The organism is Luteibacter rhizovicinus DSM 16549, from assembly GCF_001887595.1.
GTDB classification, from domain to species: Bacteria; Pseudomonadota; Gammaproteobacteria; order Xanthomonadales; family Rhodanobacteraceae; genus Luteibacter; species Luteibacter rhizovicinus.
In genome coordinates this window covers 1731644-1745401 of the sequence record NZ_CP017480.1, presented here as the reverse complement: position 1 = coordinate 1745401, position 13758 = coordinate 1731644, and the positions used below count along the sequence as shown (strand labels likewise).

Genomic DNA, 13758 nt, shown 5'->3' with positions numbered 1-13758 from the left:
TGGTTCAATGAATTCACAAAAGTCGATGCCACTCGCTGCTTTTCATCCTGCCGTCGCCGCCTGGTTCGGAAACACGTTTCCGGAGCCCACGCCCGCGCAGGTAGCAGCGTGGCCGGCCATCCGGTCGGGCCGGCACACCCTGGTCGCCGCGCCGACCGGCTCGGGGAAGACCCTCACCGCGTTTCTCTCGGCGATCGACATGCTGGTACGCGAGGGCGTGCGCGACGGTGGCCTTCCCGATCGCGCCACCGTTCTCTACGTGTCGCCGCTCAAGGCGCTGTCCAACGACATCCGCATCAATCTCGAAGCCCCACTCGCCGGCATTCGCGACGAACTGCGCAAGCAGGGCCTGCCGGATCTCGAGATACGCACCGCCGTACGCACGGGCGATACACCGTCGTCCGAGCGCGAACGCATGAAAAAGCGTCCGCCACACATCCTGGTCACCACGCCCGAATCCCTCTATGTGCTGCTGGGCTCGGCCTCGGGTCGCGCGATGCTGGGCAACGTGCGCGAGGTGATCGTCGACGAGATCCATGCCGTGGCGGCAAGCAAGCGCGGCAGCCATCTTGCACTGTCGCTGGAGCGCCTGGCGTCCCTGGCGCAACGACGCATCACCCGTATCGGTCTTTCCGCCACTCAGAAGCCGATCGAAAAGGTCGCCGCTTTCCTCACCGGTAACACGAACGAAGACTGCGCGATCGTCGACATCGGCCACACGCGAAAGCGTGACCTCGCACTCGAGGTGCCACCGGTGCCGCTCGAGGCCGTGATGTCCAACGACATGTGGGAGCTCGTCTACAACCGGCTCGCGAACCTCATCGAGCAACACACCACCACCCTGATCTTCGTCAATACGCGGCGCATGGCCGAGCGCGTGGCGCGACACCTGTCCGAGCGACTCGGGCGCGAAGCGGTCACCGCGCACCACGGCAGCCTGTCGCGCGAGCAACGACTGGATGCAGAGCAGCGCCTGAAGAAGGGCGAGCTGCGTGCGCTGGTCGCCACCGCCTCGCTCGAACTCGGTATCGACATCGGCGACATCGACCTGGTCTGCCAGATCGCCTCGCCTCGTTCCATCGCCGCCTTCCTGCAGCGCGCCGGCCGCGCGGGCCATGCCGTGGGTGGCACGCCGAAGGCACGTCTGTTCCCGACCTCGCGCGACGACCTTGTCGAATGCACGGCGTTGCTCGACTGCGTACGTCGCGGCGAGCTCGATACGCTGGTGATACCGCAGCAACCGCTCGACGTACTCGCCCAGCAGATCGTGGCCGAAGTGGCCTGCCAGGAATGGGACGAGGACGCCTTGTACGACCTCGTCCGCCGCGCCTATCCGTTCAGCGCACTCAAACGCGAGACCTTCGACGAAACGGTGCGCATGCTTGCCGAGGGCTTCACCACCCGCGTCGGCCCGCGCGGTGCTTACATCCATCGCGATGCCGTGAACAAGCGCCTGCGCGAGCGCCGTGGCGCCAAGCTCACGGCCGTGACCTCGGGCGGGACGATCCCCGAAACAGGCGACTACAACGTCCTGCTCGAACCGCAGGCCGTCGTGGTCGGCACGGTGAACGAAGACTTCGCCGTGGAGAGTCTCGCCGGCGACGTGTTCCAGCTCGGCAATCGTTCGTATCGCATCATGCGCGTCGAAATGGGTCGCTTGCGCGTCGAGGATGCGCAGGGCCAGCCGCCAAACATTCCGTTCTGGCTCGGTGAAGCGCCCGGACGCACCGATGAACTGTCGATCGGCGTGGCGCGACTGCGTGCGGAGATCTCCGAGTCGTTCGACGAGGGCGGACGCGAGGGTGCGCTGATCTGGCTCACCGGTGAACTCGGCCTGGGCAAGGCCGCCGCCGAGCAGGTCGTCGACTACCTCTTCCGTGCACGCGCAGCGCTCGGCGCCCTGCCGACGCGCGACACCCTGGTGATGGAGCGCTTCTTCGACGAGTCCGGTGGAACGCAGCTGATCATCCACACGCCCTTCGGCAGCCGGATCAATCGCGCCTGGGGCCTGGCGCTGCGCAAGCGTTTCTGCCGCAAGTTCAACTTCGAACTGCAGGCCGCCGCCACCGAAGACGCGATCGTGCTCTCGCTGTCCACCAGCCACAGCTTCCCGCTGGACGAGGTAGCGCGTTACCTGCATTCGAACACGGCCGAGCACGTGCTGATCCAGGCCCTGCTCGACGCGCCGCTGTTCGGCGTGCGCTGGCGCTGGAACGCCACCACGGCGCTTGCCCTGCCGCGTTTCAGCGGCGGCAAGAAGGTGGCGCCACAACTGCAGCGCATGAAGAGCGAAGACCTCCTCGCCACCGTGTTCCCGGATCAGGTCGCGTGTGCCGAGAACCTGGTCGGGGAGCGCGAAGTACCCGATCATCCCTTGGTCAACCAGACGATCGACGACTGCCTGCACGAAGCGATGGACTGCGAGGGACTGCTCGCCATCCTGCGCGGGCTGGAATCCGGCGCCATCCGCATGATCTCGCGCGACCTCGCCACGCCATCGCCGCTCGCCGCCGAAATCCTCAACGCTGCGCCTTACGCCTTTCTCGACGATGCCCCGCTGGAGGAGCGCCGTACGCAAGCGGTGCAATCGCGCCGCTGGAGCGATGCCGAGAGCGCGGATGATCTCGGCCGCCTCGATGCCGACGCGATCGCCTCGGTGCGTGATGAGGCATGGCCCGAGGCACGCAGCGCCGACGAAATGCATGAGGCCCTCATGTTGCTCGGCGCCGTGACCGAGGACGACGTTCGCGAGCACCCGACATGGGCTGGACTACTGAGTGCGCTGGCGAAGAACGCGCGCGCGACCCTGCTGACCCATGGCCACGCGTCGCTATGGGTCGCCGCCGAGCGCCTGCCGACATGGCGCGCCATCGGTCCGGGCGCAGCCATGTCACCGGCGATCGCCGCACCAGCTGAGTTCGAGGCACAGGCGTGGACGCCGGAAGCGGCCCTGATCGACATCGTGCGCGGCCGTCTCAGCGGTCTCGGTCCGGTGACGGCCCTCGCGCTCGCTGGCTCGCTCGGCGTGGCGAGCGGCGAGCTGGATCTCGCCCTGACTTCGCTCGAGACCGAAGGCTATGTGATGCGTGGCCCGTTCTCGCCCGGCACGACCGAGGTGGAATGGTGCGAGCGCCATCTGCTCGCGCGGATTCATCGCTATACGATCGGCCGCCTGCGCCGTGAAATCGAACCGGTCGCACCGCGCGACTTCATGCGCTTCCTGCTCGATTGGCAGCACGTGACGCGCGGCACCCAGGTCGCCGGTCCCGACGCGCTGGCGGGCGTCATCGCGCAACTCGAAGGCTTCGAGGCGGCCGCAGGTGGCTGGGAGTCCGAACTGCTGCCGGCCCGGGTCAGCGACTACAGCATCGGCTGGCTCGATGACCTCTGCCGCGCCGGTCGCGTGGTCTGGAGTCGTCTGCGCCTGGGCACCGGCAGCGGCGGTCCGGTGCGCTCCACGCCGATCGTGTTGTTGCCCCGGCGCCAGTTGCCGATCTGGTCGGCCGCGGCACCCGCCATCACCGACGAACTGCCGCTGTCGTCGCGGGCGCAGGCCGTGGCCGATGCGCTGCGTGACGAGGGCGCGCTGTTCTTCGATGAGCTCGCGACCAGCACACGGCTGCTTCGCACCGAGCTGGAGGATGCGTTGGGCGAACTGGTCGCTGCCGGCCGGGTGACCGCAGACAGCTTTGCTGGCCTGCGCGCCTTGTTGCTGCCCGCGTCCAAGCGCAACGGCAGTCGCCATCGCCGCACGCGCCGGCACTTGATGAGCGGCATCGAGGATGCGGGGCGCTGGGCGCTGGCGCGTCGGCCGACCGAGCTGCGCAACGATGCCGATGGGCTCGAACACATGGCCCGCACGCTGCTGCGCCGTTACGGCGTGGTCAGCTGGCGCATTCTCGAACGCGAGGCGGCGTGGCTGCCGGCGTGGCGTGATCTGCGGCGGGTCTTCCACCGCCTGGAAGCGCGCGGCGAGATTCGCGGTGGTCGCTTTGTCGACGGTCTGGTTGGTGAGCAGTTCGCCTTGCCGGAGGCGCTTCCCGCCCTACGGCAGATCCGTCACCGCGAGCACGACGGCGAGATGGTCTGCATTGCGGGGACCGATCCGCTCAACCTGGTGGGCACGATCATCGCCGGTGCGGCGAAAGTCCCGGCGGTGCTCGGTACACGCATCGCCATCCGCGATGGCATGCCGCTGGCGGCGATGATCGCGGGGAAGTTCGTGACGCTGATGCCGCTGGAAGGCGATGACGAGCGGGAAGCGCGTTCGGCATTGCAGAGGCATGCGACGTTTCCTGTCGCGATGTCGTTTTGAGGCAAGAGCATCGCCGCTGAAGCGGCTCCCACAGGAGGCGGCTCCGACGGGAAGCAGCTCCTACAGGGAGCGGGTCTCGCTCTGTGTGGGAGCCGATTCATCGGCGATGCTCGTTCGGCGATGCGCTTAACGCAGCTGCACATCCCCCAGCACCCAGATCTTCGGCCCCGGCTTGCCGGTGATCACGAAGCACAAGTCGTGCACACCCTCACGCTTGGGCAGGATCCCCTGCAGCGTCGCCCGCCCGTCCTTCGCCTTGTCCAGCGCGATCGTCGAGATCTTCGGGCCGTCGCACGAGTCCTGATGGATCTCGATTTCGCCGGCGCGTGAGCGTGCCTTGCGCGAGACGATGCCCGCGGCGTCCTTCCACAGCGCGTAGTTGTACGGCAGGCGGTCCACCGTCACGTCCACACCGTAGCGGCCGTCGAGCTTCACGCCCTTCCACACCCAGCAGGTGTTCATGATGTCGACCTTGTACACCGGCCGCACGCCGTTCACGGCATCCGGCGATTCGATACGCAGCACCAGCTTGTCGCCGCAGGTGTCGAGCTGGTCGCTGCTGCGACGCAGGAGCGACTTCGCATCGATGGCGTTCTCACGCGGGCCGGCGAGCGCAAAGCCGTTATCGAAGCTGTTGGCACGGACCGTGGTCGGCAACGGCACGTCGAACGGCGAGGTATAGGCCGTGGACTGCGCGCTCGGCGAGGTGCCGTCCGTGGTGTAGCGGATCGTGCCGTAGCCGGTCTGACTGGACAACGTGACCTTCGCCTTGTCGCTGTCGGATGCCACCGCGTTGATGGCCACCGCATAGGCGCCATCGGCGGGAACGATACCCGCCGCGCGATAGCGCGACATCTCCGCCGGCAGGCGCGCGACGAAGCCGTTCCAATCCGCGGTCGGCGACCACGTGCGCTCGGCGAGCGCTGCGATACGCGGGAAAACGGCGTGCTGCGTGCGGTACCAGTTCGGCAGGTACTCGGCGAACACCGTGACCTGTGCACCCAGGACGTGGCTCGCCTTGTCGGCAGCGATATCCGCCGGAACCGGATCGAAGTCGTAGACCATCTTCAGCGTCTGCACCTGCGGGCTGCCCGGCTGCTCATCCGGCAGGGTGGACTGCAGGCGATCCAGGTACAGCGTCGGCGACGGCGCCATGACGACGTCGTGGCCAGCGTTGGCCGCCTTGATCGCGCCCTTGGTGCCACGCCAGGACATCACCGTCGCGCTCGCCGGCACCTTGCCGTCGAGAATCTCGTCCCAACCGACGATACGGCGGCCGTGCTGGTCGAGGTAGGCGCCGATGCGTTCGACGAACCAACCCTGCATCTTCTCTTCGTCATCGATGCCGAGCGACTTCATCCTGGCCTGGACGACCTTGGAATGCTCCCACTCGTCCTTGGCCGCTTCGTCGCCACCGACGTGGATATACGTCGACGGGAAGATCGCCATCACTTCGTCGAGCACGTTCTGCAGGAAGGTAAACGTGCCGTCGTCGACGTTGAACAGCGCCGTGTTGACACCCCAGTCCGTCGAGACACCGAGCTTCTTGCTGCCGGCGCCGAACTGCGGATATGCCGCGACGGCGGCCTGCGCGTGGCCGGGCATCTCGATCTCGGGCACCACGGTGATGTGCCGCTCGGCGGCATAGGCGACGATCTGCTTCGCTTCATCCTGCGTGTAGAAGCCGCAGTACGGGCGCTCCGGGTCGCCGGTGAGCGCGACGTCGGGGCCGACCGGTTTGCGGCAGGCACCCACCTCGGTCAGCTTCGGATACTTGAGGACCTGCAGGCGCCAGCCCTGGTCGTCGGTGAGATGCCAGTGGAAGGTGTTGAGCTTGTGCATGGCCATCTGGTCGAGCAGGTGCTCGATCTCGGTGACCGACTGGAAGTGGCGGGCGGAGTCGAGCATCAACCCGCGCCAGGCGAATCGCGGCGCGTCGACGATATGCACGGCGGGCACGCCGTTCTGCGATGCCGGGTCGGTCAGCAGCTGCCAGTAGGTTACCGCGCCGTAGAACAGCCCGGTTTCGTCGTTGGCGGCGATGCGCACACCGTTGTCGTTGACGTCGAGCGTATAGGCCTCGCGGCCCTTGGTGGTCGTGTCGGTCAGCAGCACGATCGCACCGCTGTGCGGCTTGCCTTCGACAATGGCGATGTCCATGCCGCGCGCCTGGCGGATCCAGCCCTGAAGCTGGGTCGCGACTTTCTTCGCGGCGGCGTTGCCGGGGGCGACGACGATCGAGGTCAGGGGATCGAGGCGGAAATGGCCAGGCAGGCGCTGCAGCGACGCCGGCTGGGGAATGAGCGAGAGCGGTGTGCTATCGACAGGACTGGCATCGTGCCTCGGCTGGCTGGCGCAGGCGGTGAGGCCAAGGGCCATGGCGAGGAAGAGAGTGCGGCGCATCGATAGCTCCTACGGATTCGGGCAACCGCCCGATTGTGCCGGAAACGCACAAAAAAAAGCGGGCCCGATAATGGGTAGTCGGGCCCGTGGGGAATGAAGCTTCGAGGGGTTTGCGGCCTTCCGTGGCCGCTGATCCATGACGCTTTATCAGAGGTCGAAGTGCACCGAAGCCATGTAGCGGCGGCCGGTGGTGTACTTCGCGACCGGCAAGTCCTTCGTGCCGATGTATTGCTTGTACTGTTCGTTGGCGAGGTTCATGCCCGAGAGCGTGACCGAGATCTGCTTGTTGAACTTCCAGCCGATCGTCGCGCCGAGATCGGCATAAGCCTCGGTGGTTGCGGGCGGCGCACCCGCCACGTAGCCACCGGCGAGGTACGCGCTGCGCCAGTTGTAGTTGATGCGGGCACTGAACGGACCGAACTCGTAGTACGGGCTGATGGAGTACGCATTCTTCGAGTTGTACGGCAGCTGGCCACCGGAATCGAGCGTGCCCTTGGCGTAGGTGTAGTTCGCCGTGACACCGAACCCGGTATCCCAGAAGGCCTGCTGGAAGCTGACGTTGCCACCCCGGACCTTACCCGAGCCGACGTTGACCGGACGCGAGATGTCGTAGGTACAGAAGCCGTCAGCCGTGCACAGGCCTGCCGCGAGTTCCTTGGCGAACTGGACCGGATCGGTGGAGGTCGCCGAGTTGAAGTGCTGCTCCTCGACCACGTCCTGGAAGATGTAATCGTCGATCTTCTTGTAGAAGCCCGTGATCGCAAAGTAGGACTGGGGTGCGAAGTACCATTCGCCGGAAAGCGAGTAGTTATTCGACTTATACGGCTTCAGGTCCGGGGTACCGCCCGAGCCGGTCAACACCGTATCGTTGAGGAACAGATTGTTGACCTGCATGTTGTACGGCGCGCGGGCGATGACCTTGGCGGCCGCGGCACGCAGGATGATGTCGTCGGTCAGGTCGTAGGCCACGTTGATCGACGGCAGCCAGTTCTTGCTGGTCTGCGACGCCTTCTGGTAGCTGCCGGCCGGCGCGGGAAGCACCGGTGCACCCGAGTAGTTGTAGCCGAAGCCGTCGGTCTTGGTATCGACGTAGCGCACGCCGAGGTTGCCGTGGAAACCACCGCCGGCGAAGTTCAGCTGGGCGTAGGCCGCGTTGGTCTTCTCGATGAGCTTGTACGTGCCGTTGAGGAACGTACCCGCATCTTCGTTGCCGCCATTGGTTGCGCGGACCCAGGCGTACTGCTTGTCGGGATCGGCACTGACGTGCTCCGCAGCGCCGTCGTAGCCACCCACGCTGCCCAGAATATTGGTCAGGCCGTTGGTGCCCAGATCGGCAAGCGAGGTCGCGCCGTTACCGCCGTAGACGTGCGCGTTCATGCCTTCTTCGTGGCGATTCCAGCGGTAACCCACCTGGAGTTCGTTGAAGAAGTTGTCGAAGTACTTGCTGAAGTCGAGCTGCGCGTACGAGTCACGCGAGTTCGCGCTGTAATCGCCGTAGTTGCCGGGCCAGCCACCGAGGCCGTCCGCGTCACCCATGTGCCAGTTGGCCGGGTTCTTTGCCGCCGCCGGGCTGTCGAAGTTGAAGCCGTGGTTGATGTCCCAGGTGTAACCGCCGGCGTACTGCGGCTCGATCACGGCCTGCGAGATATTGTCGTTGCGGGCCTTGCTGTAGCCAGCCGCGCCGCCGAGCTTCCAACCGTCGCCGTCGTAGGTCGACTTCACGTCGAACGCCGATGTGCGCACCACGGATTTGCGGACATTGCTGTCCATCAGGGTCGGGCCGATGGCCGGGCACCCCGGATTGTCGTTGCCGCAGACATGGCCGCCGGTGACGACGCCATTCGGGCCCTGGGTGAAGCTGGTCACGTTGCCCGGCGCGTTACCCGTGAACGGGTACATCGACTGGTTCCAGTTGTCGAAGTTCTCGCGGATGAACAGGCTGTTGACGTCGATGTTCCAGTTATCCGCCGGCTTCAGCTGGAAACCGAGGGTGGCGGTGTCACGCTTGCGGTTCTGCTGGAACCACGCGGAGTTCACCTCGTCGGGAACCTGCGCGTTCGGGTTGAGCGAACCGTTGGCGATACCCGCGGCCACGGCGGGACTCGCCGCCCACTTCGAGACCGGGCTGTAGCTGAAGATTTCCAGGCCCTGGCGGTCGATCTTCTCTTCGTAATGCTGAAGCGAGCCGATGATGCCGAAGGTATTGGACGTGTTCTTCCAGCTGTACAACGCCGAGGCGGTGGGACGCGAGCCGCCGCTGCCCTGGTCGTTGTAGTTCAGGCCGAACGAGCCGCGCACCGTGTTGGCCGGCAGGTCGAGCGGTTCCAGCGTATGCAGCAGGACCGTGCCGCCGAGGCTGCCTTCGGTCAGGCGTGCTTCGGGCGACTTGTAGATTTCCAGACGACCGATGATTTCCGGCGCGAGCATGGTGAAGTCGAAGCCACGGTTCGGCTGCGCACCGTACTGCCACGGCGTCTGCGAGATCGGCTGGCCGTTGAGGAAGGTAAGGTTGAGGCTGGGGTCGGTACCGTCGATCGAGACGCGGTCGCCCTGGCCGAACTGACGGTCGATCGTGACGCCCGGGATCTGCGTCATCGCTTCGGCGACGTTGGTGTTCGGGAACTTGCCGATGTCTTCGGCGGTGACCGCTTCGACGATGGCGTCGGCGTTGCGCTTGGTGTCGAGAGACTTCTCGAGACTGGCGCGGATGCCGGTAACGGTGATGCCCTCGAGCTGCTGGGCCTTGGCGGCTTCAGCTTTTTGCTGGGCGGTCTGCGGCTTCGCCGGCGGCGGCGTCGCGTCTTGCGCGGCGGCGATGCTGGTGACACAACAGAGTCCGGCGATGATGCTCGCCGTCAGCAGGTTTCTACGATGCGACATGGTGTCCTCCCCTCAGAGGATGTAGCAGTGACGGGTTTCGCGGCCGCGTCATGCTTCGTTGCTATCGAAGGGTCTTTCGACCCGGTTGTTGTACTGAGCTGCGTTCCTTTCCCGCTCTTCAGTGAGCGTTCGAACCGTGCAGGTAGAGACCGGCGGCACCGATCACACCCAACTGTCCGTGGTCCATCAGACGTACCGGCACTTGCTGGAGAAAGGCGCGCATAACGCCCTTGTTGAAGAACCTGGTGGCGAAGCTGCTGGCGAGGAGGCGGTCGCGAACCTGGGGCAGGATGCCGCCCGCAAGGAACACGCCGCCGCGGGCGCCGTAGAGAAGGGCGAGATCGCCGACGAAACTGCCGAGCAGGCCGCAGAAGACGTCCAGCGCTTCCACCGCGGCGGGATCGATCCCGTCGAGGGCGGCGCGCGTGACGGCGGCAGGCTCGGTCAGTGTCGCGGGGGTCCCGCGCAGCGTCGAAATGGCTTCATAAAGATGGACAAGACCCGGCCCCGACAGGGCTGTCTCGTAGGACACGTAGTCGCGGCCACGGGACAGTTCACCGAGGATGGCGACTTCGCGCTCGTTACCGGGCGCGAGGGAAATCTGGCCGGCTTCGGTCGGCAGCACGGTGGCGTGCGGCGAACCCGGCAGGAGAACGGCGGAACCCAGGCCCGTACCGGGGCCCATGACGAGGATCGGACCCACGGCCGGCGTGGCGGCGGTCTCGATGATCGGTGTCGTCTGGTGGTTCTCGAGAAACTGGCAGGCGTAGGCGACGGCTTCGAAGTCGTTGACCACGGCCAGGCCGAGCAGGCCCAGGCTCTCGCGGATATCGCCGATCGAGACCGGCCAGGGCAGGTTCTCGTTGACGATGGCGTCGCCGAGCACGTAGCCCGCGCTGGCCACGGCGCAATGTTCAATGTGGTGCTGGCCATCGAGACGGCTGACGAAATCCTGCAGCACGGCGGTCAGGCTCGGCCAGTCGGCGCAGGCATAGCGCTCGTAACGAAGCACGTCGATGGCCGTGGAACCGGCGGCGCGACGCACCAGGCCGATACGGGCATGCGTTCCGCCCACGTCGGCGGCGATGAACGCCCCGGAACGCGAAGCAAGCACGATTTCCCGTTGTTTGGCCGATTCGCCCACGCCCCGCCCCTTATGACTTTCCGTTCGTCGTCACATGAACTTTCTGTGACGCCCCTGATTTGAGCGGAGTCTGTGAGCCGAATGACAACGTTGTCAACAGGACAAATGGCTAGGACATCGCCCATTCCATCCCGCGCCGCAGCAGGAAACGTTTGCGGAGGACCTCAAAGGCCGTCGATTCCGCCCGTGGCGCGGCCTACGGCATGGCGAATGCATGGTCGATCAGGCGTTTGACGCGCCGCGACATCGAAAGTCGCAAATGGGTGCGAAGTGGGCAGGCCCGCGTAAAAAGCCAATTGACAACGTTACTCACACGAGTCAATAAAGGCGACAAATCAGGGTGTATCCGGCGGTGCCGCCGCACGGATACCGAAAACAACACGAGGGGAAGCACCCATGTCATCCACCGCGGTCGGCGTCGACGAGACGCGACATTCCAGTCTGGTACCGATGATCATCATCGGCGTCCTGTTCTTCATCTTCGGCTTCGTGACCTGGCTCAACGGCCCGCTGATCACCTTCGTGAAGCTCGCTTTCAACCTGGACGACGTGAATGCCTTCCTGGTTCCGATGGCGTTCTACCTGTCCTATTTCTTCCTCGCCCTGCCCTCGTCCTTCATCCTGAAAAAAACCGGCATGAAGAAAGGCATGGGGCTTGGCCTGTTCGTCATGGCGATCGGTGCCGTGCTGTTCGGCCAGTTCGTCACCATGCGCGTCTACCCGGGTGCGCTGACCGGCTTGTTCGTCATCGGCGCCGGCCTTTCGCTGCTGCAGACGGCGTCCAACCCGTACATTTCCATTCTTGGTCCGATCGACAGCGCCGCACAGCGCATCGCCTTCATGGGCATCTGCAACAAGATCGCTGGCGCGCTCGCCCCATTCGTCTTCGGCGCCGTGGTGATGAGCAATATCGGCACGTTCGACAAGCAGATCGCCGCCGCCGGCTCGCCGGGCGAGAAGGATGCCCTGCTCGCCGCGTTCGCTGCCAAGGTGCACATGCCGTACATGGTGATGGCCGGCCTGCTGGTCGTGCTCGCCATCTGGGTGGTTCGCTCCTCGCTGCCTGAAATCAAGCCGTCCGGCGCGAACTCCGAGCGTGCGATCGGCCATGCCAAGGGCAGCATCTTCAGCTTCCCGCATCTCTGGCTCGGCGTGCTCTGCCTGTTCGTCTACGTCGGTGTGGAAGTGATGGCCGGTGACGCCATCGGCACCTACGGCCAGGGCTTCGGCATGACGCCGGAGGACACCAAGCATTTCACCTCGTACACGCTGTTCGCGATGCTGCTCGGCTATATCGCCGGCCTCCTGCTGATCCCGAAGTTCGTCTCGCAGCAGAAGTACCTGGCCTTCTCGGCGGTCCTGGGCGTGATCTTCTCGATCGGCACCTACCTGACCACCGGCTACGCCGCCGTGGGCTTCGTCGCCGCGCTGGGCTTCGCCAACGCCATGATGTGGCCGGCGATCTTCCCGCTGGCGATCAAGGGCCTGGGCGCGCTGACCGAGTTCGGCTCGGCCTTCCTGATCATGGGCATCGCCGGCGGTGCGATCATCCCGGTGCTCTTCGCCCACCTGAAGCAGAGCCACGACTTCCAGGCCGTGTTCCTCTGCCTCATGGTCCCCTGCTACCTGTACATCCTGTACTACGGCGCCGCCGGCCATCGGGTCGGGCAGCACACCAAGGACTAACGTCCGCCTTCGCTACGTAACGGCCATCCGCTAGGATGGCCGTCTTGCTATTGAGGGTCCGAGATTGCGTAGCCCTACCATCAAGGACGTGGCCGAGCGGGCCGGCGTGTCGCTGAAGACCGTCTCCCGCGTCATCAACCACGAGCCATCCGTACATGCGCGCACCCGTGACAAGGTGCAGCGCGCCATCGATGCCCTCGACTACCAGCCCGACCAGGCGGCGCGCAGCTTGCGCGGCGCCCGGACGTATGCGCTGGGACTCGTTTACGACAACCCGAATGCGCATTACGTCATCGCCATGCAGAACGGCGTGCTGTCGGTATGCCGGGAGCGTGGCTTCGGCCTGCAGATCCACCCCTGCGACTCGTCCGCGCCCAAGCTGGCCGAGCAGCTATGCGACCTGGTGCGACGAAATCGCCTCGCCGGCCTCGTGCTCGCCCCGCCGATGTCCGAACAACCGCGGCTGCTGGCGACGCTGACCGAGCACAAGATCCCCTTCGTGCGGATCATTTCCGCCCGCCAGGATCCGAAGGACGGCTGGCCCTGCGTCTTCGTCGACGACCGCGATGCCGCCTATGCGATCACCGAGCACCTGATCCAGCTCGGCCACCACCGTATCGGTTTCCTCTGGGGCGGCAAGGAGCATCGTTCCAGCCCCGAGCGCTACCAGGGCTACGAGGATGCGTTACGCGAATACGGCCTGCCCGTGGACAAGAAGCTGGTGGTCGAAGGTGACTACTCCTTCGACGACGGCTTCCGCGGTGCGCGCAAGTTGCTCGCCCTGAAAGAGCCGCCGACAGCGATCTTCGGGTCGAACGACGAGATCGCCGCCGGCGTGCTCGCCGCCGCGCGTTCGGGTGGCGTCGACGTGCCATGGGAGCTTTCGATTGCCGGCTTCGAAGACAGCCCGTTCTCGAAGCAGTCGTGGCCAGCATTGACCACCGCACGGCAGAACACCGAAGAGATCGGTCGGCATGCGGCTCAACGTTTGATCGCCGAACTGGAACGCGAAGGCGACGAGCACATCATCGAGAACGAAGGCTTCAGCCCCGATCTCGTCGTGCGTGGGTCCACGGCGCCGCGGCGGCTGTGAACCTTACGCAACGTGTCGGCGCAGGCGCCGTTGACTAAGTGTGCGTAGCGTAGATAATTGCGACGGTTCAAGGATTTGAACCTAAGAAACAAAGCGCGCTGCAGGTGACATATAAGCGAGGTTCGCCCTCCACCTGTGAAGTGACGACGGTTCGCGTTTTCGAACCTGAGACACAAGAAAGGCTGCCCTGCGGGTGACATATAAGCGAGGTTCGCCCTCCACCTGCTTGGCGGCTGA

Annotated in this window: 6 protein-coding genes; 3 read left to right on the top strand and 3 right to left on the bottom strand. The window is 65.2% G+C overall.

The annotated features are described in order from the left end of the window. Positions 1-25: 25 nt before the first annotated feature. Positions 26-4315 carry a DEAD/DEAH box helicase gene (locus BJI69_RS07905; protein WP_046968408.1) on the top strand — a complete coding sequence of 1430 codons (4290 nt, stop codon included), beginning with the start codon at positions 26-28 and terminating at the stop codon, positions 4313-4315. A gap of 126 nt (positions 4316-4441) precedes the next feature. Here the strand turns inward: BJI69_RS07905 and BJI69_RS07900 are convergent, their stop codons facing one another. From BJI69_RS07900 to BJI69_RS07890, 3 genes are all read right to left on the bottom strand, one after another. Beyond that, on the bottom strand, positions 4442-6718 hold the full coding sequence (locus BJI69_RS07900) for a family 20 glycosylhydrolase (protein ID WP_046968409.1): 2277 nt from the start codon (positions 6716-6718) through the stop codon (positions 4442-4444). A 147-nt stretch (positions 6719-6865) separates the two neighbouring features. Further along, complete coding sequence (locus BJI69_RS07895; RefSeq protein ID WP_046968410.1) at positions 6866-9598, bottom strand: TonB-dependent receptor; 2733 nt, start codon at positions 9596-9598, stop codon at positions 6866-6868. Positions 9599-9716: 118 nt separating this feature from the next. Next, positions 9717-10742, bottom strand: coding sequence for a glucokinase (locus BJI69_RS07890; protein ID WP_046968411.1), 1026 nt, complete (start codon positions 10740-10742; stop codon positions 9717-9719). A gap of 396 nt (positions 10743-11138) precedes the next feature. Here BJI69_RS07890 and BJI69_RS07885 point away from each other — a divergent pair, with 396 nt between their 5' ends. After that, positions 11139-12428 (top strand): sugar MFS transporter, encoded by a 1290-nt coding sequence (locus tag BJI69_RS07885; protein WP_046968412.1) that lies wholly within the window; start codon positions 11139-11141, stop codon positions 12426-12428. A gap of 64 nt (positions 12429-12492) precedes the next feature. Continuing rightward, positions 12493-13521, top strand: coding sequence for a LacI family DNA-binding transcriptional regulator (locus tag BJI69_RS07880; RefSeq protein ID WP_046980368.1), 1029 nt, complete (start codon positions 12493-12495; stop codon positions 13519-13521). Positions 13522-13758 lie beyond the last annotated feature (237 nt).